This window comes from Terrirhizobium terrae (genome assembly GCF_030323265.1).
Lineage (GTDB): Bacteria > Pseudomonadota > Alphaproteobacteria > Rhizobiales > Rhizobiaceae > Neorhizobium.
Genome location: NZ_CP104992.1, coordinates 585,229 through 610,188 on the forward strand (window position 1 = coordinate 585,229; position 24,960 = coordinate 610,188).

Below are 24,960 nucleotides of genomic sequence, written 5' to 3' on the forward strand. Positions count from 1 at the left end.
GCTGGAAATCCAGTCCGGCAGCCCGCTCGACTTTTCCGGCCTCCTGCCGAATGGCACGATCGATGCCGAACATCGGCTGATCGCCAATCCCGAAGGCCGCATCGCCTTTGCCGGAACGCCGGACAAGCCACAGCGCCTGTTCTGCGCTTCGCTGGGATTCGGCCCTGCGGCCGGTGGCTTTCCCGACCATGCCGAGGCTGACGCCTATGTCCGCCAGCTCGTCCTGCATGGCTACAATATAGCCCGCTTCCACTTCACCGATGCCTCGCTGATGAACGGCCGGCAGAAGGATTTCGATTTCGATCCCGAAGTCCTCGACCGCATCCATTACCTGATGGCGGCGCTGAAGAAGGCTGGCATCTACTGGATGGTCGACGGCCTGACCTCGTGGCATGGCGGTTATGGCGGGGACTTCGAGCGCTGGGACCCGGCGGAAGGCCTGCGTCTGGAAATAAACTACGAGGACAAAGCCTTCCGGCACTGGCAGACGCTGGTGAAGGACTTTCTCGGCAGGGTGAACCCCTATACCGGAATCGCGCCGATCCGCGACGATGCGCTGAGCCTGATCGTTCTCGTCAACGAGAACGGCATGGAATTCTCCACCGTCGTCACCGACAAGAAGGGCGCCCCTATCAGGACAGCATGCGCCGCCCGTTCAACGACTGGCTTGCCACGCGCTACGCGTCCACCGAAACGCTGCGGGCCAAGTGGTGGGACTTGCGGCCGGACGAGCGCCTGGAAGACCGGACCATCCGTCTACCGCTCGATCGCTACGCCGACAGCCCGCGCCTGCGAGACCTGCAGGCCTTCTTCATCGAGACCGAGCGGAAGTCGGCGTCGCGGATGACCGATTTCGTCCGCAGCCTCGGCTATCGCGGCATGGTCAGCGACTACAACAATTGGGCGACTGTGCAGACAAGCCTCACCCGCATGGACCTGCCGGTCGTTACCATGAACACCTATCACGACTGGGTATCTGGCTACGCGTCGGGCTCCAGCATCCAGGACAAGAGCTCGGTCGGTGACACGGCCGCCTACATGCGGCTCGCGGCATCGGCCCGCTGGCTTGGCAAGCCCTTCGTGATGACTGAATACGACCACCTGTTCTGGAACAAGTATCGCTACGAGGCCGGGCTGATGATGCCGGCCTACGCGTCGTTCCAGAACTGGGACATCCTCTGCCGCCACGGCCATGGACCGATCATCCTGAAGTATGGCGAGGATTTTCCCCACAAACGGGCCATGCTGCCCTATGCGATCGCGCTCGATCCGATCGCCCGCGCCAGCGAGACGTTGGCCGCCCTCACCTTCCGTCGCGGCGACGTCGCGTCCGCCCGCAACACCATTCCCTTCATGGTGCGCGGAGAGGAAGACTTGGACGACGACATGCAGCAGAGAGAGCCGGATGCCCTGACCGAACTCGGTCTTATCTCCGGCATCGGGCTGAAGAAGAGCGACGGATTGCGCCAAGCGATGGCGGTAAACCAGCCACGCGACCCGGAAGCCTTCGAGACGATCCTTTCCTCGCTCAAGGAAGCCGGCCTGATTTCGGAGAAGAACCGTACCGATCCGGTCAAGGGCCTGTTCGAGAGCGACACGGGCCAGCTGCTGCTCAACCGAAACGAACTGAGCCTCGCCTTGTCGACGCCTCGAAGCCAGGCCTTCGCCTTCGCGCAATTCACTCGCCCGACCGATCTCGGCAACGTGACGGTAAAGGACAGCGACGGCAGCGGGCTTTTGCCGCTGCCGCGATCGATGGCTCCGCGTCGCTGGCCGATGCCAAGCGGATCCTGCTGATCTATGCCACCGACGCCCGCAATACCGGCATGCGTTTTCAGGATTGGAACGAGCGCGTCATCGACGATTTCGGCAGGCTTCCGGTGCTGATCCGCAAGGGCAGGATAGACGTCTCGTTCAACGACCGGCTGGCGCGCTGGCGTCTGTCGCCGGTGGGGCTGGACGGAACGGTACACCCAGCCCTGAAGATGGGGAACGGCCGCATCGAACTGACGCTCTCCAACGACACCCCGTCCGGCCCGACAACCTTCTTTCTGCTTGAGACCGACTAGGTCTGAGGCCCGCGGTTTCAGGCGTCATCGATGCTTTTGTAGGATGACGCTCCAATCACCGATTCCTTACCGTTGTTTAACGCGCCGCCGCTTGCAACGACGGTGGAAGGGAGTAGGCTCACCCCATCGCCAGCTAAGGGACAGGGCGCCGGCGACTGAAAGATCACACGCTCTTTCGCCCCCATGAATGGAGGCAGAAAACATGACACCTGCAGCAATAATGAATCCGTTCGAACCGAACGAGCTTGCCTTCCTGAAGCGGGTTCTCGACGACGTGTGCCTCGAACGCGGCGTGGCCGGCGGCAGTGCTGTGGCAACCGAGATGGCGGCCGAGATGATCCAGCTCTACCAGCGCGGCGTTACCGACGAAGCCAGCCTTCACCGCCACTTCGACGGTAACGCTCACCTCGGCTAGTCACCGGCTTATGCGGCCATCGGAACCCTATTACCGCTTGGCTTGAAGATCCCGCTCGTCGCGCATCAGGAAGATGCGGGCAATGGGATCGAGGTTCTCTTCCAGCCAGTTGGCCATCGCCACTTCCTCACCGAGTATCCGCTCGAGCATGGCAGAGGCTTCATCTTCTCCGAGTTCATCCGCCGCTGTGAGAAGCGTACGATACGTGGCGATCTCGAAATGCTCGAACGCGTAGGCATCCGCAGTCGACTTCACGACCTCGTCGCTGACAAGTATTCCGGGGATGCCATGCACGGTGGCGGCGATCCGGCCCGCGATATCCTTCAGGGCGGAAGGCGCGCCCGACAGGTGATTGAGAAGCTCCTGCAGGTCCGCGGCATGAACTCTGGTTTCCTCCAGATGGTCCAGCATGCGCGCCTTGAGGTCGGGATAGTTTTCCAGTCGCCGCGTCTGTGCTGTCAGCATCGCGATCGACTGCTCTTCCATCGCATGGGCGCTTTTCAGCCAGGCGATGAAATTGTCCTTGGCGTGGGTCATCCGGCTTTCCTCCCGTCGGTTAGAGTTAGAGCACGGGTCGACAAAGGCCACATGGCAACCCTCGACCATGACGAGAAGTTCCCTCTCGGCTCAATCAGCGCGCCCGCCTTGGCGGTGCCAAAAACAAGGGAACCTTCATCCAGGACATCGGTTGTCGGTGTATGAGAATGGAGATTTCGATGACCCCAGAACCTCGCGAGCCGAGCGAACAACCGCCGATGCCGGCACCGGTCTGGACGCCCGAACCGCCGATCGACGAGCCGGAGCCCGACCGCCTGCCGGACGAAGCACCCCTTCCGAATCCGGACGAGACAGACAACCCGCCGGTTTACATGCCACCCGGAAATGCCTGATTTCAACCACCCAAGAATTCGGCACCATAGAAGATGCCGATAAAGAGACCGGACATGACATCCCCCATACAGGTCACGGAAGACGGCACTGAGGAAGGGAAGCCGCAAGACCACGCACCAGCGATCGCCGGGCCGCAGAAAGATGAGATCAAGCCGGGCCTCTGGAAACTGTTGATCGCTGCGGGTGGTATTCTGGTCGTGGTCTTCGTCACGATGGAATTGGTCGATGACACCTATCTTTCGCCGACGCAGAGCACGCTCGGAGTGACCGCGCAACACGGTCACAGTTGAAATACACTGGGCTTGCAGGTGCTTACGGCGGGAACCAACCTCGCGATCACGGCGTTGATCCGTCCGCAGTGACGAGGTGGGTGAAGTGGACGTGAGCACATTTTCCAAATCGAGCGTGATCGACGCCGGCAGTGAGCGTGCGCGGGTTATAAAGCCCGGACGCAACGTGTGGCGTTCGGCAAAGGCCGACCGCATCGCCTTCCTGATCGACGGTGAGGATTATTTCCGACGCCTCGATGAAGTTCTGCGACAGGCAGAGAAGTCGATCTTCATCATTGGCTGGGACTTCAATCCCGACATTCGTCTACGCCCACGCGAAGAAGGCTCCGAGACAATCGGCGCGCTTCTGCGACGCCTCGTCGAAGAGAAACCGGAGCTTCAGGTCCGCCTGCTCGTCTGGGGCATGGGCCCGGTCTATTCCGGCAAGAGTTTCAGGATGTTCGGCAAGATGGACTGGGCGGATCATCCGCGCATCGACCTACGCTTCGACTTCCGCCACCCATTGCGCGCGAGCCACCATCAGAAGATGGTAGCGATCGACGACAAGACCGCTTTCGTCGGCGGTATCGACCTCACGGCCCGCCGCTGGGACGACCGCGAGCACAAGGCGGTCAATCCGGTGCGTGTGGCACCAGACGGTGCTCCCTATGGTCCCGTTCACGACATGCAGACGATCGTGACCGGCGAAACCGCGCGGCTGATCGGCGACACCGCAAGGCGCCGCTGGAGGAAGACAACGGGCGAGGAACTGGCCGGCGTAGACGTAGCTGGCCCGAACCCGTGGCCTTCGGATATCGCACCGGCACTCGAGCAATGCTCGACCGGCCTTGCTCTTACCGAGCCGTGGAAATGGAAAGGCCGCCGCGGCCATCGCGAGGCGATCCGCCTCACCCATGATGCGGTGAAGGCTGCCGAGCATCATCTTTATATCGAGACCCAATATCTCGCCTCCTTCGGCGTGGCGAGGACCCTGGCGAAACGTTTGCGCAAACAGAACGGCCCGGAAATCGTCGTGCTGGTCACGCGGGAATCCCACGGCTTCCTGGAGAAGCTGATGATGGGCAACAACCGCACCCGCCTGATCCGCCGCTTGAAGCGCGCCGATCGCTATGACCGACTGCGCGTCTTTTATGCGGTGACGCAGACGGAGGATGGCGGCGAGCAGGAAGTCATCGTCCATTCCAAGCTCATCATCGCGGACGACCGCTTCGTTCGGGTTGGCTCGTCCAACCTCAATAACCGGTCGGAAGGGCTCGATACCGAATGCGACCTAGCAATGGAAACGGACGAGGCCGCTGGCCGCGAGGCGATCGCCGAGTTGCGCATCGACCTGTTGGCCGAACATCTTGCCGCTGATCGCGACCTCGTGCGTAGCAGCTTTGCCGAGACCGGATCGCTGATCCGCACGATCGAGATGCTGAATGTCAACGGCCGCCATCTGAAGCCCTTTGATGTCGATGTCGAGAAAGGCGAGACGGATAGCCTGCCCGGCACGAGCATCGTCGATCCGAAACAGCCCTTCTGGCCTGTGCCGCAGATCCAGTCCGGCATTCGCCGCTTCGTCGCCCGCTTCTCAGCCCATCGAGTGTTCTGAGAGACGGCAGCGGCGCCGGTAGTAGGCTTCGCTGGCCAGAAACGTCGGCAGGCCGAACATCAGCGGCACGAAGAAATAGAGCACCCGGAAGGCAACCAGTGCGCCGATGATGCGCGTTCCCGGCAGGATGTTGAGCATCGTCGCCTCCAGAACGCCGAGCCCGCCCGGGACATGGCTGATCAGGGACGCGATATTGGCCGTGACATAGGCTCCGGCAACCTCGAAATAGGTGATCGACCCGAAAACCGCCACGAGCTGATGAATGCAGGCGGCGACGCAAGCGAAGTTTAGCGTGCCGACAAGAACCTGCGCCAGCGCCAGCGGAACTCGCGGAGGATCGAGCTTCCAGCGGCCGAGCCGGATCGGAATGCCGAAGAGGCAGATGGCAAGATAGGCGAGCGGTACGACGAGGCAGGCGATGCCGGCCGCGATGCGGGTTTCCTGGTCGATTCCGAAGAGATCGGTATCCGGCCCGAGGTTGAGCAGCAGGACCAACGCGGCAAGCGCCGATAACCCCAGCCCGACCGTGACGCCGCAAAAGCCGATCACCTTGACAATATCGGCCCCCGTCAGCCCCCAACGCGAGTAGAAACGGTAGCGCACGGCGCCGCTGCTGAGCGCCGCCATGCCGACATTGTGGCCGATGGACAGCGCCGTGAACGAAGCGAGCGCGCTCTGCCGATAGGCGAGCGGCTTACCGACATAACGGACGGCGAGCGCATCGAAACCGGTGAGGCAGAGATAGGAGGCTGCGACGAAGACGAGTGAGGAGATAAGGCTGGTAAACGGGATGGCCTGAACCGCCTCCTCGATCTCGTCATAGGTGTAGCGCCCGAGGCTGCGATAGACGAGATAGGCTGCGATGCAGACGGCGGCGAGGATGGCCAGTTGTATAATATGCTTCCTGCCGATCATCTTCGCTCCTATTGCCTGGTGAACAGGGAACGAAAAGCCCGGCGAAGGTGTTCCCTGCCCTATGCAGCCTACCCCGCCAAAATTGCCGGCATCCCGCCGGCTCAAACTCCTGACCTATAACGTCCATAGCTGCATCGGCACCGACCGACGCTTGGCGCCGGAACGCATTGCGGAGGTGATTGCGCAGGCAAGACCTGACATCATCGGATTGCAGGAACTCGATGTCGGGCGAAAGCGCACCGGCGGCATCGATCAAGCGCATGCGATCGCCGAAATCCTCAAGATGCAGCACCATTTTCATGCCGCGTTGGATGTCGAGGAGGAACGCTATGGTGATGCCATCCTGACCGCGCTCCCCGCCGAACAGGTCAAGGCCGGCCCGTTGCCCTCGATCGGCGAGCAACGCGGCGCGCTGTGGGTAGAGGTGGAAGTGGGGAACACATACCTGCAGGTATTCAACACTCATCTGGGCCTGCGCCGCGTCGATCGCATGCGCCAGGCAGATGCGTTGCTGGGGCCGGAATGGCTGGAAAACGATCGCTGCGCCGACCAGCCGGTGGTCCTGCTCGGCGATTTCAACTCGATCCCCTCAAGCCCGCCCTACAAGCGGATCGCCGGAAAGCTCGAGGACGTGCGCCGCTCGGTTGCCGGCACGCCGAAACCGAGCTTTCCCTCGCGCTTTCCGCTTCTCAAGATCGACCACATCTTCGTCTCGAAGGGCATCAAGGTCATTGAGGCGAAAGTCATCTCTACTCCGCCGGCGAAGCTTGCTTCGGATCACCTACCGCTCATGGCAACGATCGAGATTGGGTCCTCACGCTAATTGGATGTGGGCGGCTCAGGTGAACCGGCCTCGTGATGTCGAGCAGGGATGCGTCTAGTGGATCCGTTTGCGAAGTCGGCGGGCTTCCTTCAGCAGATGCGCGATCGTCATGTCATCGATTGGCGGCCCATCGAACGATCGGATGTCCACGACGCGAACGGACAGCGCTCCCGCATTGTCGAACATCTCCGTCACCAGGGTCAGGACTTCGTCATTGGCCCCATCATCAAGCAGCACGACATCCTTGCCGGCATGATCATGCCGGGCCGGATCGTCATCGCCGAGATACATGAAATGCAGCCGCTCAAGTTCGGCGATCTGATGCTGCCGTTCAGTGTTGAGATAGCCCGGAGGGACATGAAACTCCCGTGCCAGCCCCTCGTCTATACTGACCCGCGGAACGGCCAAATCCAGCACCGAGCCGATGACCTGCTCGGGATGACCGGGGGCGAGAATATATCCGACCAGCAGCAGGTCGAGTTCACAGCCGAGGCGTTGCGCCGCCTCGAAGGCAGGTCCGATCGCCTGGGGCGAGAAAACGACGATGACGGGATCATGCAGCGCAAGCGCCGACAGTTCCTCGGCCAGGCTCACGCCGGCATCGCCGGATGATCGCATCTCGGGTTGCATCTGGATCCTCCTCCCGTTCCTGGTCCAGTTCACGGCCGCTTGCTCTCCCAGGCACGACCGTTGCACGGGGAAAGCCCAAGGCGGAGATTAGTTCCGGATTTACTAATGGATACGACGTTAGCGCCGGGACAAAACAACGAGGTACCGCGCCGGCTCGCGCCCGGGATTGAAGAAGGCGCAATCCGCGGGGCTGCCGAGCAGAAGACAGTCGCCCTGTTTCAGCGCGTGCGCAACATCGCCTTCCGAGAAATCCAGGTGGCCTTCCAGAACCCAGATCTGTTGCTGCTGGAAGGCGAAGGCGGATGCAGGATAGGGAACACGCACGCCAGCAGGAAGACTGACCTCGATCAGCTCCACCGGTGCGCCGGAAGGCGAAACTGCTCTTCGCACATATCCCGTCTCCGGATCGGTCCAGACCGGCTGGGCTTCAGCAACACTCAGTCGCTGCGAAGCCTTTTCCGCGGATGCGATCAAGGCCGAGAGGGGAACACCGAAAGCGCCGGAGAGCCGACCAAGCACGGTGGCGGTCGGGCTTGCCTCCTTGCGCTCGATCTTGCTGATCATCGCCTTGGACACGCCGGAGCGCTCGGCAAGCTTGGCCAGCGACCACTTGCGCGCCTCCCGCTCGTGCCTGAGCGTCGCGGCTATGCCGTCGGCCGGGTCCTGTTCCATCTCATCCGCTCCTTGCATCCGGCGCGTCTCCTATAGTAGACAAGTCGACCATATAGGAGACACAAGAACTCCGCAACGAGAGGGTGAACCATGGCGCAGACGATGGCGCGCGAAATCCGCTTCAACGCATTCGACATGAATTGCGTCGGCCATATCCAGCAGGGCCTGTGGACCCATCCGCGCGACCAGTCGCATCGTTATGCGGAACTTTCCTACTGGATGGACTATGCGAAGCGGCTGGAAGCCGGGTTGTTCGACGGCATTTTCCTGGCCGACGTCGTCGGCGTCAACGATGTCTATGGCGGCAATGCCGATGCGGCGTTGAAAGGGGCGGTTCAGGTTCCTGTCAACGACCCGATGCTGCTTGTGCCGGCCATGGCCGCGGTAACAAAATACCTCTCCTTCGGTGTGACCGCCAACCTGACCTATGAGCCGCCGTTCCTCTTTGCCCGGCGCATGTCGACGCTCGATCATCTGACCGGCGGTCGCATCGGCTGGAACATCGTCACCGGCTATCTGGACAGCGCGGCAAAGGCGATCGGCCTCTCCCAGCAGGCCGCCCATGACGACCGCTACGATATGGCCGACGAATACATGCAGGTCATGTACGGTCTGTGGGAGGAAGCTGGCGGGACGATGCCGTCGTTCTGGATCGCGCCAGCCACACCTATGCCGATCCGGCGAAAGTCAGAAAAATCCATCATCAGGGCAGACAGTACAGCCTCGACGCCATGCATCTGTGCGAGCCATCGCCGCAGCGCACGCCGGTTCTCTATCAAGCAGGCTCATCCACCCGCGGACGCGAATTCGCCGCCACCCATGCCGAATGCGTTTTCGTCAACGGCCAGAAGATCGAAGGCGTGCGCTCAATCGTCGAGGATATCAACGCCCGGGCGCTGGCGGCCGGGCGCTTTCCCGACGACATCAAGATCTTCATGGGCTCAACCATCATCACCGGCCGCACGGAAAGGGAAGCGCAGGAAAAGTTCGAGGACTATCGCCAATATGCGAGTTCCGAGGGCGCTCTTGTGCATGCCGCGGCATCGCTCGGCATCGATTTTTCGAAATACGATCCCGACGAGCCTATTCAAACCGGCAAGAGCGCCGCGATCGTTTCCAATGTCGAGGCGATGACGCGATCGGTCGGGCCACAATGGACGCTGCGCAAGCTTCTGGAACAGATGCCGCTCGGCAGTCGCCAGCCGCCCATGGTGGGCTCGGCCGAACAGATCGCCGACGCCCTGGCCGAATGGGCGACCGGAGCCGATATCGACGGCTTCAACCTGTCACGCACCGTCGTGCCGGAATGCTTCGACGACATCATCGAACTGGTCATCCCGATCCTGCAGGAACGCAGGATGTACAAGACCAGCTACCGGGATGGTACGCTGCGGGAAAAGCTGTTCGATGCGCCGAGATTGCCGGGACGGCATGTGGGGGCAAGAGCGCGGATGGTGGGATAAGGTGAGCAGAGACACGAATACCCCCTCTGGCCTGCCGGCCATCTCCCCCACAAGGGGGAGATCGGCTAGACGCACCCCGATGCCCAAATAAACCTCAGCGAAAACCGATTGTTTCGACCCGGCAATCAGGCTGGGCGATGGTCAGGAGGCTTGTGATCTCCCCCTTGTGGGGGAGATGGCCGGCAGGCCAGAGGGGGTGGCACGGGATGACGTCAGACAAGAGAGTAAAATCCCAAAGCCGCTTCACCATGCTGGCGACGATCAGCCTTGCCGTCGTCCTGTCCTTCTCCACCTGGTTCTCCGCCACGGCGATCGCCCCGGAACTGAAGCTCGCCTGGGGACTGTCCGACAGCGGCGCCGCGTGGCTGACCAATGGCGTGCAGGCGGGTTTCGTCATCGGCGCGCTCGCCGCCAGCCTGTTTAACCTGCCGGATCTCATCCGCATGAACCGGCTGATGGGCTGTTCGGCAGCACTCGCCGCCGCAGCCAATGCCGCCCTTCTGCTCGACCCCGGCCCGACGGGCGCGATCCTTCTGCGCATGGTGACCGGGCTGGCGCTGGCCGGCGTTTATCCTCCGGCGCTGAAGCTGGTCGCCACATGGTTCGTCAAAGGGCGAGGCATGGCGCTGGCCGCAGTCATCGGCGCGATCACCGCCGGCTCGTCCCTGCCACATCTTGTCCGCGGACTGACGGCCGGCGTCGACTGGCGCATCGTCATCGCTACCTCGAGTGCCGCGAGCCTTGCCGCCGCCGCAATCTTCCTTGCCGGCACCCGCGAGGGCCCTGACGCTTTCGGCAAGGCTGTGTTCGATCCGCGCCAGATCCCGCAGGTTCTGCGCGACCGCAACCTGCTGCTCGTCAATTTCGGCTATTTTGGCCATATGTGGGAACTCTACGCCATGTGGGCATGGCTGCTCGCCTGGCTGACCGCCGCCTATCAGGCGGGTGGCACAGGCCTCAGCGGCAGTGCCTCGCTTCTCACCTTTCTCGCAGTCGCCTCCGGTGTGGTGGGATGTTTTCTCGGCGGCTTCCTGTCGGATCGCTATGGCCGCACCGCAACCACGGCGGGGCTGATGATCGTCTCGGGAAGTTGCGCTCTGCTGATCGGCTTCGTCTTCGACGGGCCGCTCTGGCTGCTCATCCCGATCGTCATCGTATGGGGCATTTCGATTGTCGGTGATTCCGCCCAGTTTTCTGCAGCCGTCACCGAGCTTGCCGACCGGCGCTATGTCGGCACGGCACTGTCGCTGCAGATGGGCATCGGTTTCGCACTGACCATCCTGATGATCTGGCTGATGCCAAAACTGGCAGAGCTTTTCGGCAGCTGGCAATGGGCCTTTGCGGTTCTCGCTATCGGCCCGGCATTCGGCTCCGCCTCGATGCTGATCCTGCGGCGGCGGCCGGAAGCGTCGCGGCTCGCGAACGGCCGACGGTAATTCTTGCCTGTACGGCTATTATTCGATCGTATAACAAGGAGCGAATGCACACCGGCCGAGCAGGAGCGAACACCCAATGGCACCAGCGCGCCGCACCTATACCCGTGCCAGCGAGGCCGAGCGCCGCGAGGACCTGATCCTGGCGACGCTGGACTGTATCGCAGAATTCGGTATCCAGGGTGCCACCGTGCGCCAGATCGCGCTGCGCGCCGGCGTCACCGCAGGCCTGATCCGCCACTATTTCACCGGCAAGGACCAGATGCTGGAAGCGGCCTATCGGGCCGTGATGACCGGCATGACGAAGATGGCGATCGAGGCCTCCGAACAGGGCGAAACGCCGCGCGCCTGTTTGCGCCGCTTCATCGTCGCCAATGTCACGCCTCCCGTCACCGACAGCCGCACGCTGTCTCTCTGGGCGGCCTTCATCAGCCATATCCAGACCGACCAGACTTTCGCCGCCATTCACCGGGAAAACTACCTCGCCTTCCTGGAGGCACTGGAGGCTCTGCTCACCGCCTTCTTCAAAGAACGGGGAACGGATCTGACGCAAAAGGACTGCCGCAGCTACGCCATCTCGCTCAACGCCCTGATCGACGGGCTTTGGCTGGAAGGCACGCTGACCTCGGACCTGTTTGCCGAGAATGAAATCGCCGACAGCGCGCTTGCCTCCGTCGAGGCGCTGTTGAGACTGAAGCCGGGCGAACTGGCTTCCGACGCATAACAAAGGGAATTACGCATGCGCTATGCCTCGATCACCGACCGTCTCGCCCATCTCGGCTCCGGCCGCTGGGCGCTGCACATCGCTGCCCGCCGCATGAAAGCCGAGGGCGAGGATGTGATCGAACTGACGATCGGCGAACCGGATGTCGCCCCCGACAAGGCGCTGCTGGATGAGGCGGCGCGCGCCATGTATGCCGGCCGCACCCGCTATTCCAACGGTCGCGGCGAGCCGAATACACTGAAAGCGCTGGTGGCGAAATATGCCAAGCGCCGCCCAGGCGTGACCGAGCGCAACTTCCTCTGTTTCCCGGGCACCCAGAGCGCGCTTTACTGCGTCATGACCGGCCTTGTCGGCGCAGGCGACGGTGTGCTGGTTGGTGACCCGCTTTATGCGACCTATGAAGGCGTCATCGCCTCCACCGGCGCCCATATGATCCCCGTGCCGCTGCGCCCCGAAAACCGGTTCCACATGCAGGTGGAAGACCTGGAGAGGGCGATCACGCCGGAGGCGCGCGTTCTGCTGCTCAACACGCCGCACAACCCGACCGGCGCGGTACTGACCGCAGCCGAAATTGCCGAAATCGGCGAGATCTGCCGCAAGCACGATCTTTGGATCGTCTGCGACGAGGTCTATGAGCAGCTGATCTTCGACGGCACGAAGTTCGCCTCCCTTTCGACATGGCCGAGCTTGCCGAGCGCACCATCGTCGTCGCCTCGATTTCCAAATCCCATGCGGCACCGGGCTTCCGCTCCGGCTGGGCCGCCGGCCCGGCGGAATTCTGCGACAAGCTTCTACCGGTCTCCGAAATCATGCTGTTCGGCGTCCAGCCGTTCATCGCGGACATGACTGCGCTCGCTCTCTCCGAACATTTCGAGACGGCCGACGTGATGCGGGAAAACTATGCGCGGCGGGTGAAGATCGTCGAACAGGCGCTTGCCGGCAGCAATCTGGTAAAACCCATGGCGCCGGAAGGTGGTATGTTCATCCTGCTCGATGTCGCGGCGACCGGCCTCGGCGGCGAGGAATTCGCCTGGGAACTGCTGAAGCAGGAAAAAGTGGCAGTCATGCCCGGCACCTCCTTCGGCGACCAGGCGGCAGGTTTCCTGCGCATCTCACTGACCGTGCCGGAAGACGTGCTGGAAACCGCGATCACGCGCATCGGCGATCTCGCCAGCCGCATCGCATCCCAAAGAGAAGCGCCCCTCAATGTTGGATGAATTGAATGTCGGATAGACTGAAGACTGTCGGCGAGACATTGATCGATCTCCTCGAGGCAAACGGTGTCGACACCGTCTTCGGCATACCTGGCGTTCATACCGTCGAGCTCTATCGCGGGCTGGCGGGCTCGAAGATCCGTCACATCACGCCCCGCCACGAACAGGGCGCCGGGTTCATGGCCGACGGTTATGCGCGGGTCAGCGGCAAGCCGGGCGTCTGCCTCGTCATCACCGGGCCGGGCCTGACCAATATCATCACCCCGATGGCGCAGGCCTATCAGGATTCGGTGCCGATGCTGGTCATCTCCGGCGTCAACGCCCGCGCGACACTCGGCCACGGCCGTGGCCGGCTACACGAACTGCCCGACCAGCGCGGCATGATGGCGACGCTGGCGCTGATGAGCCACACGCTGCACGACCCGAACGACCTTGCCGACGTGATGGAGCGCGCCTTCGCCATCCTCCGATCCGGCCGGCCGGGACCGGTGCATATCGAGATCCCGACCGATGTCATGGCGCTGAAGATCCAGCCGCCGCGCCTGCGCAACATTGCGCCCGCCCGGCCTCGGGCGGATGCTGAGACCATGGCGGAGGCCGCCTCCCGCTGCCTTGCGGCGAAGAAACCCGTCATTCTGGTCGGCGGCGGTGCGGTTGCGGCGTCGAAAGACATCCTGGCGCTGGCCGAGCGGCTGGACGCCCCGCTGGTAACGACCACCAATGCCCGCGGCGCGTTTTCCGGTCATCCGCTGTCCGTGCCTGCAAGCCCGAGCCTCAAATCGGTCCGCCGCCTGATCGCCGGAGCCGATCTCGTGCTGGCCTTCGGCACGCAAATGGGCCAGACCGACTATGACATGTATGTCGATAACGGCTTTCCGGAGCTCGCCAGCCTGATCCGCATCGACATCGATGCCGCGCAGCTTGCCAGAGGCCCGCAGGCAGCACTTTCGATCCTGTCCTCCGCCGAGAATGCGGCAGCGGACCTGCTCGCCGCGATCGGCACCGGCAATCGCCCGGAAGGTGACGGCGCGTGGCGGGCCGAAAGAGCCTGCGAGGCAGCGCTCGACGAACTGACACCAAAGATGCGCGCCGAAATCGCGGTGCTCGACATGGTGCGCGATGCGCTGCCGGATGCCATCATCGTCGGGGATTCGACCCAGGCCGTCTATGCCGGCAATCTCTATTACGAGGCCGGGCGGCCGCATGGCTGGTTCAATGCCGCGACCGGCTACGGCGCACTGGGTTACGGCCCGCCGGCCGCGATCGGCGCTGCCATTGCACACCCGCAGGCACCTGTCGTCTGCCTGACCGGCGATGGAGGCTTCCAGTTCACGCTGGCGGAGATCGGCGCGGCGAAGGATGCCGGCACGCAAGTCATTTTCCTCGTCTGGAACAATGACGGCTATCAGGAGATCGAGAGCTACATGCTGGAAAACGGCATAGAGCCTGAAGGCGTGAAGCCGACGCCGCCGGATTTCCTGAAAATCGCGGAAGCCTTCGGCCTGCCCGCCGCCCGCCTCTTAGACGTCGCTGAGCTACCCGAGGCCTTGCGGAAATTCCGCCAACTCAAGGGCCCATCGCTGATCGAAATCCACCAGACCGAAACGGCGGGCGCCACAGCCTAATCTCAGCCGGAATCGCCGGCATCAGCGACATGCTCGTCACGCTCGGGATTGCCTTCCGCCCCGCTCGCCTTGCGGGCCTTGTTTATTTCGATGCTCTCGGCGCTCGGCTGCTTCCTGATCGCCGTCTCCCCGGTGCCGCAACTGCTGGCGACACCCGGCTGGCTGCTGCCGAAACGTTTGGCTTCAGTGGATGTGGTTTCCCGCGTCATCATGTCCTCCATCGGTGCTGCGGGTAGAACACTGGAGGTAGGCTGGGGTTCCTTATATCGTACGACCGCTTTCGGCAGGAAGGGACCGTCGGCCTAAGATTGACAGGCAACGGACCTTATGCGCACTATGGTGCTCGGTAGATACAGCCTGCTGCTTGCGCCCTTTATGGGTACGGTGAATGTATCGAGCCACTGATGGCTCCCTTTGCCCGGACGAACGGGTCAGCAACGCAAGCCCCTGACGCTATCCGTTCGTTTATGCAAAGGATCATCTCATGCGCGATTTCCGCGATGCCAAAGCTATGGCGAAAACTCTACGTGAAGCTCTTCATGCCAAGTCGCTCACCCTCACCAACAGTGAGAGCCAGGAACTCATCGCTCGAATTCTTGGCTATCGGGACTGGAACGTTTTGGCTGCAAGAATCCATGCAATCGAATTGCCTGTGACGTCGGTTCAGTCCAACACTCTGATCTCCGTCGGGGAGCGTATTCCAGTTGTCCCAATGCGGAATATGGTTTTGTTTCCGCACATGATCTCGCGGATTTTCGTGGCGCGTGAAAAGACGAGGCAGGCCGTGGAGCACGCTATCGTCGGCGATAGACGCGTGGTCGTTGTCGCCCAGAGGCTCGGTGCCGACAATCGGCCCAGCACTCTTGATGCTCTATATCCGACGGGCGTAGTAGCAAGCGTAGTCGACCGCCAGACACAGATAGATGGGGCCCTCAAGGTCACCGTCTGCGGGCTTCAACGAATACGTATCTCACGCCTTGCCGATGGAAAGTTCCTGGCCGCTGAGGTCGAGCCGATCAAGGAAGAGGGCAGCCAGTCGCAGAAGGCGAAAGCTCTCTCCAGTGCAGTTCTCGATGCGTACCAAACTTACGCCGAAGTCGATTTTTCAGCGCTTCCTCCGGATCCGGAACGCGGTTCAGATTGCCTTCAATCGGCGATCCAGGCCTGTTGGCCGACACGATCGCTCCTCTACTATCGGCCAATATTGACGAAATGCAGCAACTTCTGGAAACCCGTGATGTCGTGATCCGCCTCGAAAGACTGATCGAGCTGATGAGTGCGGGCCGCCCCAGAACCGTCGCATAGATCTCAATTTTGGCGGCAATCGCAGAATATGCAGTTCTGCGATTGCCGCAGTGTCAGCTAAATGGCGCAAAGCAGCCCGCCTCACCCACTCCGCTTCCCACTCTCCCCTCCGCCACCTCCCACCCGAACACGCTCCGCCCGCCCCATTCATGCGAGCGTGAGAACTCTCCCGCGATGATTTCCGTGAAGTCCGGGCCGGTGACGTAGCGCTCAAGCTTGCGCGACTGGTCGTCGAGCCGCCTCAGGGCCTGCAACTCCTCCTCGCGGCCGAGCCTTGCCTTGCCGACGGCGGATTTCATCACCCGGATCGTCTCGTCATAGACCTTGAGCGGCACCGGGAACGGATGCCGGTCCTTGCCGCCATGGGCGAGCGAGAAGCGGGCGGGATCGGAAAAGCGACAGGGCGCGCCGTGGACGACTTCGGCCACCATGGCGAGCGCGGAGACCGTGCGGGCACCGACGCCGGGCGTCATCAGCAGGTCCTCGAAATCCTTCGGCCCACGATCGGCGGCGGCGGCCAGCGTGCCGTGCAGCCGCTTCATGTTGACGTCCTTCTCGCGGACATCGTGATGCTCCGGCATGATCAGATGCGGCAGCATGGGCTGCGCCGGCGCCTTCGCGACCCGCGACGGATCAAGCGCGATGACCTCGCGGACGATCCTGTCCGGCCCAATCGAGGCCAGAAGATCGAGCTGGCCAGTGCGGGATGCCAGCGCCCGGTGGTCGGCGAGATTGACGATCTCGCCCTGTCCGCGGCCTTCGATCGCCGCGTGGGGTGAATCGAGAAAGCCCTTCAGGCCCACAGAATGCCAGTGATAGCGCCGCGCCTGGCGCTTCTCGTCATTCATGCCCTGCTGCACGACCACCCATTTTCCGTCATCGGTGACGATGAAGCCGTGCAGGTAGAGGTCGAAACCGTCCTGCACCGCCGCGCTGTCCACCTTGGCGACGAGCTTGCTGGTCTGGGCCAGCGCCCCACCATCGATGCCGACGCGGTTGCCGATGGCGATCAGCTCATCCGGCGTCTGGCGGGAGTTTTTGCCGCGTCCGCCGCAGACATGGATGCCGAGTTCTCCCGACATCGGCGTCAGCCCGCGCTTCAATGCACCGATGACGCTGGTGGTGATGCCGGACGAGTGCCAGTCCATGCCCATCACGGCACCGAAGGATTGGAACCAGAAGGGATGCGCGAGCCGCGCAAGCAGCTCGTCGCGGCCGTAATGGATGACGATCGCCTCGGTGATGACGGCGCCGAGCCGCGTCATGCGTTCGCCGAGCCACGGGGAACCCGGCCGCCATGAAGCGGAAGATCGGCGCTGCCTGAACGTTGGACCATGGCCTTGTCTTATAAGGCCATGGCGCCGGTTACGACAGCGAAAAGTTCTTCAAACGTTCCGTCAGGCCCGCGATCGTTTGGGCATCCGCATTGGCGAAGGCAAAACGCAGATAGGCCTGCTGGCCCTCACCGAAATAGACGCCCGGAATGCAGGTGACGCCGGCGCGTTTCGCAAGCTTCTCGGCCACCTCGGCCGAGCCGACGCCGGCGAAGGGATGGCGGACGAAGGCGAAATAGGCGCCGATCGCATCGAGTTTCCAGTCCGGCAGCTCCCGCATCACCGCCTTCAGCGCCTCGGCGCGGCGGCCGATCTCCTGACGGTTTTCCTCGCGCCAGTCGGCGAGCAGCGGCAGCGCTGTGGCGACGGCCGCCTGGGCGGCGCGCGGAGCGCAGATCTGCAGGTTGTCCATGATCTTGGCGACTTGGCCAATGACCGTTTCGCTCGCGGTGATGGCGCCCAGCCGGTGGCCGGGAATGCAGAAGGATTTCGAAAAGCTATAGAGGCTGATCAGCGTGTCTTCCCAGCCGTCGAGGCTAAACAGCCCGTGCGGTGTCTGGCCCGCTTCCGGCAGGAAGTCGCGATAGGTTTCGTCGAGGATCAGCCAGATGCCCTTCTTGCGGCAGAGTGTGAAGATCTCTTCCAGCAGTACAGGCGGATAGATGGCGCCGGTCGGGTTGTTCGGCGAGACCAGCGCCAGCGCCTTCACGTCAGAGGTTATCGCGGCCTCGATCGCGGAGACTTCCGGCAAAAGCCCGCTTCCGCCTTGCAGGGCACGAAGGCGGTCCGGATGCCCATCATCGCGAGAGTCGTCTCGTGATTGAAATAGAAGGGCTCGGTCATCAATACCGTGCTTCCCGGGCCAGCCACCGTCATGGCGGCGCAGACGAAGGCCTGGTTGCAGCCGGAGGTGATATGCGTGTTGGCGGCCGAAAGCGGCGCTCCATAGACCTCGGCGACGTGAGCGCCGTAAGCCTCGCGCAGCACCGTCTCGCCTTCGATCGGGCCGTAGCCGGTATAGGCCTTGGACGAACCCATCTCGCCGAGTAGCTTCAGCATGTCGGGATGCGCCGGATAGCCGGGCACGGCCTGCGACAGGTCGATCAGCGGCCCTTTCGATCCATCATAGGCACGGCCCCACGCGGCGACGGAAGGAACGGGAGGAAGGGAGAGTTTCTCGACGAGCGGATTGAAGGCGGCCATGATGTTCCGGAGTGAAATGTGAAAGACAGGCGATTGATTTGCCCCTCTTGTTCATCAGATTATCGGGCGACGCAAGACCAGACGCCATGCATCAGGCGTGATGCAGATGCACCGCCTCACCTTGGGATCTAAGCAGGGAGAACTGCCGATGGCCGACGACACCGGGACGCAACAGCCGGATTCAAAGCTTACCGTTACCAAGCGCAAATGGGCCGATGAAGGCAAATTCCTCACCGGGCGGCATACGCGCCCGGAAACAGACCGCCTGCCGCCCGGCCAGCATCTGGTGAAGAATTGGCCGGTTCTCGATCTCGGCCAGCAGCCGAGCATTTCGCCGACGCAGTGGAAGCTCGATGTCTACGGCTTCGTCAACAAACCTGGGACCTTCGACTGGGCCGCCTTCCAGGCGCTGCCGCAGACCGACATGCTGTCGGACATCCATTGCGTGACCACATGGTCGCGCTACGACAACAACTGGAAGGGCGTTTCCACCCGCGACTTCCTCGATGCCGTCGACCCGACGGACGAAGCCAAGGCAGTGATGCTGACGAGCTATGACGGCTACACCACCAACTTGGCTCTCTCCGACTTCGCCTCCTCCGACGCCATCATCGTGACCGATTGGGAAGGCGCGCCGCTGACGGAGGAGCATGGCGGGCCTGTCCGGCTCGTCGTGCCCCATCTCTATTTCTGGAAAAGCGCCAAGTGGCTTAAACGGATCGATTTCATCGGCATGGACAATCCCGGCTTCTGGGAGAAGAACGGCTACCACATGCGCGGCGACCCGTGGAACGAGGAGAGGTATTCGGAGGATTGACGGTCAGCCGAGCTTGACCAGATTGTGCGAAGGCAAGGCCCCACCGGGGAACTGAACCAGTTTCCCGCCCACAGAAAGCGGCCCGAGGTCTATGCCGAAGAAGCCGAGCTTGTCGATCAGCTGGCCGACCTGCGCTTTCGCATCTGCATCGTCGCCGGAATAAAATAGCACGCGCTTGCCGCCATCCGACGTGGGGTCGGCTTCGAGTAGTGCCGCGAACAGGTGGTTGAAGCCCTTCACCACCCGGGCACCTGACACCATGTCGGCAAAGATCTCGCTCGATAGGCGACCGTTAAGCTCGGCCGGCTTGAACAGCGGTGCCTCGATCGGGTTATTGGTGTCGACAACAATGCGGCCACCCCAGTTCGGCAGACCTGCCAGCGCTGAAGGAAGCTTCGACCATGGCACGGCGACGAAGACCATGTCCGCCTTTGCCGCTTCCTCGATCGTGACGGCCGAAATCCAGGGCGAAAGTTCCGCGACGAGTGGCTCCAGCGACTGCGGGCCGCGGCTGTTTGCGATGGTCGCGTGCATGCCTGCGCGGGCAAGAATGCGGGCGATGGCCGCGCCGATATTGCCGGCGCCGATGATACCGATAGTCATGAGTTTCACTCCGTTCGTGTTTCGATGAACGGAATATCGGCTCTTTATTGGCGGCTGATTAGAGGGTAATGATGCGGATAATTTTCAAGCAATAATTGAAAATAGGCTCATGGAAAATCTTGGCCATCTTGAATCCTTCGTGCGGTCGGCAGAACTCGGCGGCTTTTCCGCCGCGGCTCGCAAGCTCGGACTGACGCCTGCCGCCGTCAGCCGCAACGTGGCGATGCTGGAGCGTAGCCTCGGTGTGCGGCTTTTCCAGCGAACCACGCGCAAGCTTGCATTGACGGAAGCGGGCGAGCGCTTCCTTACCCAGGTCCAGGTCGGCGGGCATGTAGACGCCCTGCAGGCAGCGATGACGGATGCGTCGTCGGCAACCGCTGAACCCGCGGGCATACTCAAGGTCAGCATGAGCCCGCATTTCGGCCGGGACTATATCCTGCCACTGCTGCCCGCCTTCATGGAGAAGTACCCCAAAATCCGGCCAGAGTGGACATTCGAGAACCGGCAGGTGGATCTGGTGGCAGAGGGATATGACGCGGCCATCGGCGGCGGCTTCGATCTGGCGCCCGGCGTGATAGCAAAAACACTGGCGCCGGCCCATCTCGTCGCCGTGGCGTCTCCCGCCTACATGCAAGATCGCGCCATGCCGATGGACCCGCAGGGACTTTCAGCATTTGCCGGCATCCAGATGAGATCGTCCAATACCGGGCGCATCCGGCAGTGGTCCATGCGCAACATCGCCGGTGAAGAAATGCCCGCCGCCCTGACCGGTGCCTTCATCATGAACGACCCGGCGGCCATTGCCAGTGCCGCGAGCCTCGGCCTCGGCGCCGCGCTAATCGCCACGCCGGACGCGTTGATCTATTTCAAGCGGGGAGAACTCATCCGGCTGCTGCCGGACTGGTACGCCGATATCGGCACGATCTCGCTCTACTATGCCAATCGAACACTGCTGCCGGCCAAGACGCGCGTCTTCATCGATTTCGTCACCGAGTATTTTCGGAAGGAAAAGCTGGCGGAGCGACTGGCGGGAAGCCTCGGCACATCGAACCTGCCTAAGGCACGTTAGGCGCACCCGGCACGGGGCCGGATGCACCGGTTTGATCAGATCAGCTTTTCGAGCGTGATCGGCAGGTCGCGCACTCGCTTGCCGGTGGCGTGGAAGACGGCGTTGGCGATGGCCGGGGCCACGCCGACGATGCCGACTTCGCCCACACCCTTGCCGCCGAGCGCCGATGCGTTGAGATCCGGCACGCCGACGGAGATGACCTGCAGGTCGGGAATGTCGGAATTGGTGGGGACCAGATAGTCACCGACATTGTTGTTGATCGTCCGGCCATTGCGCGGATCGACGAGGCCTTCTTCCAGAAGCGCCTGGCCGATGCCCATGATGATGCCGCCGCGCCACTGGCTTTCGACCAGTTTCGGATTGTAGAGCCGGCCGCAATCGAAGGCCGAAACCATGCGCGAGACGCGCACCGTGCCGAAGGCCTCGTCGACCCTGACCTCGGCGAAATGGGCGCACCAACTGTGCATCGAATAGTCGCCCATCGTCGGCCCCATGACCCGCGCCATCGTCGTCCAGGCCCGGCGCTGTTCGGCGGCTTCCTGCGCATCGTCTGACAGCGTGTTGCGGCGGATTTCCAGGTGTTCACGGCCGAGCGCCTTCATCATCTCGGCGATCGTCACCTTCGGTCCGTCGGCAAGCGTGGTGGAGATCTCACCATCGGAAACGACGAGCGTATTGGCGCCGCTGCCGGCAAACGGCGAGTTCGGCGTATTGAGCGCCAGCCCGACAATCTCGTCGCGCGCCGCGATTGCCGCCTTGTGCACGGCCCCGGTGATGGAGCCGGCAAGCATCGATCCGCCGGCGATCGCCGACCCCGGCAGACGGGAATCCCCGAGATGCACGACGACCTGAGAGACGGGAACGCCCATCGCCTCGGCCGCCGTCTGGGCGAGGATCGTATAGGTGCCCTGCCCCATGTCGATCGAGCCGCTGACGACCTCGACCGTGCCATCGGCCAGGACGCGGATCATCGCCTCGCTCGGCGCGCGGATGACCGGGAACGTGCCGCAGCCGATGCCCCAGCCGACGAGCTGGTTGCCGTCGCGCATCGAGCGGGGTTCATGGCCGCGCCTGTCCCAACCAAAGGCCTTGGCGCCTTCGGTCAGCGCCTCGCGCAACTGCCGCGTCGACCAGGGCTTGCCGGACTGGTAGTCGTGATCGGCATAGTTCTTCAGCCTCAATTCCAGCGGATCCATGCCGAGCGCATAGGCAAGCTCTTCCATGGCGCATTCGATGCCGTAGGAACTCGGGTTCTTGCCGGGTCCACGCAGGGCTCCGGGGTGACCGTGTTGACCGGTACGACGCGGTGTTCGGAGGAGAAATTCTCGACCTTGTAGAGAACCGGCGTCGCGGCACCCGTCTGCTCCGGATAGTCCATGTAGATGGAAGTCTCGCTCATGCCGCGATGAACGATCGACTGCAGGATGCCATCCTTCGTCGCGCCAAGCGAGATCGTCTGCCGGGTGGCGGCGCGCCCGCCATAGCTGGTAAAGTTCTGCGGGCGCGTGACGGCAAGCTTCACGGGCCGACCGAGCCGCTTGGCCGCAGCAACGGCCACCGCACCATAGGCGAGCGGCTGTCCCTTGGAACCGAAGCCACCGCCGATGAAGGGCGAGACGATCCGGACGCTCTCGTAGGGGATGGAAAACCATTCGGCATACATGCGCGCCATGCCGTGCGACCACTGGCTCGGCTCCCAGATGGTGAGCTCGTCACCATCCCACTTCGCCATCAGCCCATGGGGCTCCATGGCAACGTGATATTCGCGCGGCGTCTCGTAGGTCGCCTCGATCCTGACCGGCGCGGCCGCCAGGGCCGCCTCGGCGTCACCCCAATTGACGACGAGATTGGGCATGAGCTTGCCCTCGCCGGCATTAGGATCATGCAGGCTCGCGACGGACGGAGTCTCCTCATAGGTGAAAGTGACGAATTTCGCCGCTTCCGACGCCTGCTCCCGGCTCTCCGCGATGACGGCCGCGATCGACTGGCCGTTGAACTGCACCACCTTCGGCAGCGGATAATAGGGTTCGTCCTTTGCGGGCGAACCCATCCAGTCGCCGCAAGCCCTCAAGCCCAGATCGTCTTCCGGCGTCAGGACCGCGATCACGCCCGGCATGGCGAGCGCCTTGGATGTATCGACCGAAACGATACGGCCCGCCGCGATCGTGCTCTGCACGAGCACGGCATGCGCGACATCCTCCATCGGATATTCGAGCGCGTAGGTGGCAGAGCCGGTGATCTTCAGCTCGCCTTCGAAGCGCGACATGCGGCCGCCGACCATGCCGTCGGCGGCACTTCCGTGTTTGCGGGGTTCCATGATGGTCATGCGAGGCCTCCAACGGTCTGCAGCGCGCGGGCGACGACGCGGGGCGCCAGTTCGATCTTGTAGCGGTTGGCGCCATGCGCGACGGCGCCTTCCATGGCAAGTGCAACGGCCGAGGTGATCGCCTCTTCCGTGAGGACCTGTCCGACCAGCGCCTGTTCGACGGCGCGGGCACGCCATGGCCTTGTCGCCACGCCGCCGAGTGCCACGCGAACGTCTCTAACTGTCTTCCCGTCAGCCTCGAATTCCAATCCGACGGCAGCACTTGCAGCTGCGAACTCGTAGGATTGCCGGTCACGGACCTTGAGATAGGTTGAGCGTCTGGCGGCAGCGGAAGCCGGGATGCTGATGCCCATGATCATCTCGCCGGGCGCCATCACGGTTTCCTTGTCCGGTGTATCGCCGGGTTCGAGGAAGAAATTCTCGACCGAGACCCTGCGTGTGCCGAGATCGACTTCGGCATCGAAGGCGACGAGTGCAACGGCGAGGTCTCCGGGATAGGTGGCGATGCAGTGTTCGCTCGTGCCGAGCACCGCGTGATTGCGCGTCACGCCGCCGATGGCGGAACAGCCGGAGCCGGGTTCACGCTTGTTGCAGGCCGGGAACGTCGAAGGATCCCGGAAATAGGGACATCGCGTCCGCTGCAACAGATTGCCGCCGATCGTCGCCATGTTGCGCAACTGCTGCGAGGCCGCCAGCGACAGCGACTGCGAGACGGCAGGAAACGCGGACAGGATCTCGGGGTGATCAGCGACGGCGCTCATCCTTGCCAGCGCACCGATAGTGGCTGCTCTCTCATCGACGGCAATACCGTCGAGGCCGCGAATGTGGCTGATGTCGATCAGCTGATCCGGCTCGGTGACGCCGCATTTGGCGAGATCAAGCAGTGTGGTGCCGCCAGCCAGTATCATGGCACCGGCCTGTAGCGAAGCCTTGCGGGCTTCTTCCGCGGAGGAGGCGCGGGTGTAGGAAAAATCTCTCATCACGCAGCCTCCGCCTTCTGGCGCAGGCCGGCCGTCATTTCCGCCGCCTCGCGCACCGCAGCGACGATGCTGTTATAGGCCCCGCAGCGACAGAGATTGCCGGACATGTATTCACGGATCTCGGCATCTGAACCGGCATGGCCCTCGCGGATGCAGGCGACGGCGGACATGATCTGGCCCGGCGTGCAATAGCCGCACTGGAAGGCATCGTGCTCGAGGAAGGCGCTCTGCACGGCGTGTAGCGTACCGTCTTCGTCGGCAATTCCCTCAATCGTGGTGACCTGCCGACCCTCGACCTGGGCCGCCAGGGTGAGACAGGACAGGACCCGCTGGCCATCGACATGACAGGTGCAGGCGCCGCACTGGCCCTGGTCGCAGCCTTTCTTGGTGCCCGTCAGCTCCAGATGATCGCGAAGCGCGTCGAGCAGGGTGACGCGCGGCTCGACATCGAGCCCAAGCATCTCCCCGTTTATATCGAGTGTGACGTGAATAGTTCGTGTCATGATAAGCTCTCCTGCTATCGTCACGAGAATTTGCGGCGTGAATGACTGGTCGAATTCCGAAA

General features: G+C 62.7%; 21 protein-coding genes and 6 pseudogenes. 16 read left to right on the top strand and 11 right to left on the bottom strand.

Going from position 1 to position 24,960, the window contains the following annotated elements:
- Window positions 1-642: 642 nt before the first annotated feature.
- The 3 genes from N7E02_RS10895 (at window position 643) to N7E02_RS10905 (ending at window position 2,484) form a co-directional block, all read left to right on the top strand.
- A complete protein-coding gene (locus N7E02_RS10895; protein WP_286581927.1) occupies window positions 643-1,797 on the top strand; it encodes a hypothetical protein in 1,155 nt (384 codons plus the stop codon).
- A gap of 29 nt (window positions 1,798-1,826) precedes the next feature.
- Entirely contained in the window at window positions 1,827-2,069 is a 243-nt protein-coding gene (locus N7E02_RS10900; RefSeq protein WP_286581928.1) for a hypothetical protein, read from the top strand.
- 202 nt (window positions 2,070-2,271) lie between these two features.
- Window positions 2,272-2,484, top strand: a complete 213-nt coding sequence (locus tag N7E02_RS10905; RefSeq protein ID WP_286581929.1) for a hypothetical protein — start codon at window positions 2,272-2,274, stop codon at window positions 2,482-2,484.
- A gap of 30 nt (window positions 2,485-2,514) precedes the next feature.
- Here N7E02_RS10905 and N7E02_RS10910 read toward each other — a convergent pair whose 3' ends face one another.
- Window positions 2,515-3,021, bottom strand: a complete 507-nt coding sequence (locus N7E02_RS10910; RefSeq protein WP_286581930.1) for a ferritin-like domain-containing protein — start codon at window positions 3,019-3,021, stop codon at window positions 2,515-2,517.
- A gap of 179 nt (window positions 3,022-3,200) precedes the next feature.
- Between N7E02_RS10910 and N7E02_RS10915 the strand changes: the two genes are divergently transcribed.
- The 3 genes from N7E02_RS10915 (at window position 3,201) to N7E02_RS10925 (ending at window position 5,259) form a co-directional block, all read left to right on the top strand.
- A complete protein-coding gene (locus N7E02_RS10915) occupies window positions 3,201-3,374 on the top strand; it encodes a hypothetical protein (protein ID WP_286581931.1) in 174 nt (57 codons plus the stop codon).
- A gap of 54 nt (window positions 3,375-3,428) precedes the next feature.
- Entirely contained in the window at window positions 3,429-3,665 is a 237-nt protein-coding gene (locus N7E02_RS10920) for a hypothetical protein (RefSeq protein ID WP_286581932.1), read from the top strand.
- A 91-nt stretch (window positions 3,666-3,756) separates the two neighbouring features.
- Window positions 3,757-5,259: a phospholipase D-like domain-containing protein gene (locus N7E02_RS10925; protein WP_286581933.1), complete on the top strand. Its 1,503-nt coding sequence runs from the start codon at window positions 3,757-3,759 to the stop codon at window positions 5,257-5,259.
- On the opposite strand, the gene N7E02_RS10930 is transcribed toward N7E02_RS10925, so the two are convergent.
- Complete coding sequence (locus N7E02_RS10930) at window positions 5,239-6,174, bottom strand: putative bifunctional lysylphosphatidylglycerol flippase/synthetase (RefSeq protein ID WP_286581934.1); 936 nt, start codon at window positions 6,172-6,174, stop codon at window positions 5,239-5,241. The two genes, N7E02_RS10925 and N7E02_RS10930, sit on opposite strands and share 21 nt — an antisense overlap.
- A gap of 61 nt (window positions 6,175-6,235) precedes the next feature.
- Between N7E02_RS10930 and N7E02_RS10935 the strand changes: the two genes are divergently transcribed.
- Window positions 6,236-6,997: an endonuclease/exonuclease/phosphatase family protein gene (locus tag N7E02_RS10935; protein WP_286581935.1), complete on the top strand. Its 762-nt coding sequence runs from the start codon at window positions 6,236-6,238 to the stop codon at window positions 6,995-6,997.
- Window positions 6,998-7,051: 54 nt separating this feature from the next.
- Here the strand turns inward: N7E02_RS10935 and N7E02_RS10940 are convergent, their stop codons facing one another.
- Window positions 7,052-7,627 (bottom strand): hypothetical protein, encoded by a 576-nt coding sequence (locus N7E02_RS10940; protein ID WP_286581936.1) that lies wholly within the window; start codon window positions 7,625-7,627, stop codon window positions 7,052-7,054.
- A 117-nt stretch (window positions 7,628-7,744) separates the two neighbouring features.
- The gene (locus N7E02_RS10945; RefSeq protein WP_286581937.1) at window positions 7,745-8,299 is read right to left on the bottom strand and encodes a helix-turn-helix domain-containing protein; all 555 of its coding nucleotides are present in this window, start codon (window positions 8,297-8,299) and stop codon (window positions 7,745-7,747) included.
- Window positions 8,300-8,401: 102 nt separating this feature from the next.
- Here N7E02_RS10945 and N7E02_RS10950 point away from each other — a divergent pair.
- The 5 genes and pseudogenes from N7E02_RS10950 to N7E02_RS10970 all read left to right on the top strand — a co-directional run bounded on the left by N7E02_RS10950 (window position 8,402) and on the right by N7E02_RS10970 (window position 14,758).
- Window positions 8,402-9,762 (top strand): annotated as a pseudogene (locus N7E02_RS10950) (LLM class flavin-dependent oxidoreductase).
- Window positions 9,763-9,968: 206 nt separating this feature from the next.
- Window positions 9,969-11,198 (top strand): MFS transporter, encoded by a 1,230-nt coding sequence (locus N7E02_RS10955; protein WP_286581938.1) that lies wholly within the window; start codon window positions 9,969-9,971, stop codon window positions 11,196-11,198.
- Between the two features lie 76 nt (window positions 11,199-11,274).
- Window positions 11,275-11,919, top strand: a complete 645-nt coding sequence (locus tag N7E02_RS10960; protein ID WP_286581939.1) for a TetR family transcriptional regulator C-terminal domain-containing protein — start codon at window positions 11,275-11,277, stop codon at window positions 11,917-11,919.
- 15 nt (window positions 11,920-11,934) lie between these two features.
- Window positions 11,935-13,136, top strand: a pseudogene (locus tag N7E02_RS10965) (pyridoxal phosphate-dependent aminotransferase).
- Window positions 13,137-13,141: 5 nt separating this feature from the next.
- Window positions 13,142-14,758, top strand: a complete 1,617-nt coding sequence (locus tag N7E02_RS10970) for a 5-guanidino-2-oxopentanoate decarboxylase (RefSeq protein WP_286581940.1) — start codon at window positions 13,142-13,144, stop codon at window positions 14,756-14,758.
- 2 nt (window positions 14,759-14,760) lie between these two features.
- Here N7E02_RS10970 and N7E02_RS10975 read toward each other — a convergent pair whose 3' ends face one another.
- Window positions 14,761-14,967, bottom strand: coding sequence for a hypothetical protein (locus N7E02_RS10975; RefSeq protein ID WP_286581941.1), 207 nt, complete (start codon window positions 14,965-14,967; stop codon window positions 14,761-14,763).
- Window positions 14,968-15,242: 275 nt separating this feature from the next.
- On the opposite strand from N7E02_RS10975, the gene N7E02_RS10980 reads away from it, so the two are divergent.
- Window positions 15,243-16,004 (top strand): LON peptidase substrate-binding domain-containing protein, encoded by a 762-nt coding sequence (locus tag N7E02_RS10980; protein WP_286581942.1) that lies wholly within the window; start codon window positions 15,243-15,245, stop codon window positions 16,002-16,004.
- Window positions 15,959-16,063, top strand: a pseudogene (locus tag N7E02_RS10985) (LON peptidase substrate-binding domain-containing protein); the annotation flags it as partial. The gene N7E02_RS10980 and the pseudogene N7E02_RS10985, both read left to right, overlap by 46 nt.
- A 53-nt stretch (window positions 16,064-16,116) precedes the next feature.
- Here the strand turns inward: N7E02_RS10985 and N7E02_RS10990 are convergent.
- Window positions 16,117-17,399: pseudogene (locus tag N7E02_RS10990) on the bottom strand (DUF763 domain-containing protein).
- A gap of 29 nt (window positions 17,400-17,428) precedes the next feature.
- A pseudogene (locus N7E02_RS10995) lies at window positions 17,429-18,600 on the bottom strand (aminotransferase).
- A 148-nt stretch (window positions 18,601-18,748) separates the two neighbouring features.
- On the opposite strand from N7E02_RS10995, the gene N7E02_RS11000 reads away from it, so the two are divergent.
- Window positions 18,749-19,417 carry a sulfite oxidase-like oxidoreductase gene (locus N7E02_RS11000; protein ID WP_286581943.1) on the top strand — a complete coding sequence of 223 codons (669 nt, stop codon included), beginning with the start codon at window positions 18,749-18,751 and terminating at the stop codon, window positions 19,415-19,417.
- Between the two features lie 3 nt (window positions 19,418-19,420).
- Here N7E02_RS11000 and N7E02_RS11005 read toward each other — a convergent pair whose 3' ends face one another.
- The gene (locus N7E02_RS11005; protein WP_286581944.1) at window positions 19,421-20,020 is read right to left on the bottom strand and encodes an NADPH-dependent F420 reductase; all 600 of its coding nucleotides are present in this window, start codon (window positions 20,018-20,020) and stop codon (window positions 19,421-19,423) included.
- Between the two features lie 109 nt (window positions 20,021-20,129).
- Between N7E02_RS11005 and N7E02_RS11010 the strand changes: the two genes are divergently transcribed.
- Window positions 20,130-21,089 (top strand): LysR family transcriptional regulator, encoded by a 960-nt coding sequence (locus tag N7E02_RS11010; RefSeq protein WP_286581945.1) that lies wholly within the window; start codon window positions 20,130-20,132, stop codon window positions 21,087-21,089.
- Between the two features lie 35 nt (window positions 21,090-21,124).
- Here the strand turns inward: N7E02_RS11010 and N7E02_RS11015 are convergent.
- From N7E02_RS11015 to N7E02_RS11025, 3 genes and pseudogenes are all read right to left on the bottom strand, one after another.
- A pseudogene (locus tag N7E02_RS11015) lies at window positions 21,125-23,415 on the bottom strand (xanthine dehydrogenase family protein molybdopterin-binding subunit).
- Window positions 23,412-24,395 carry an FAD binding domain-containing protein gene (locus tag N7E02_RS11020; protein ID WP_286581946.1) on the bottom strand — a complete coding sequence of 328 codons (984 nt, stop codon included), beginning with the start codon at window positions 24,393-24,395 and terminating at the stop codon, window positions 23,412-23,414. The pseudogene N7E02_RS11015 and the gene N7E02_RS11020 overlap by 4 nt, the downstream one beginning before the upstream one ends.
- The gene (locus N7E02_RS11025) at window positions 24,395-24,898 is read right to left on the bottom strand and encodes a (2Fe-2S)-binding protein (RefSeq protein WP_286581947.1); all 504 of its coding nucleotides are present in this window, start codon (window positions 24,896-24,898) and stop codon (window positions 24,395-24,397) included. The genes N7E02_RS11020 and N7E02_RS11025 overlap by 1 nt, the downstream gene beginning before the upstream one ends.
- Window positions 24,899-24,960 lie beyond the last annotated feature (62 nt).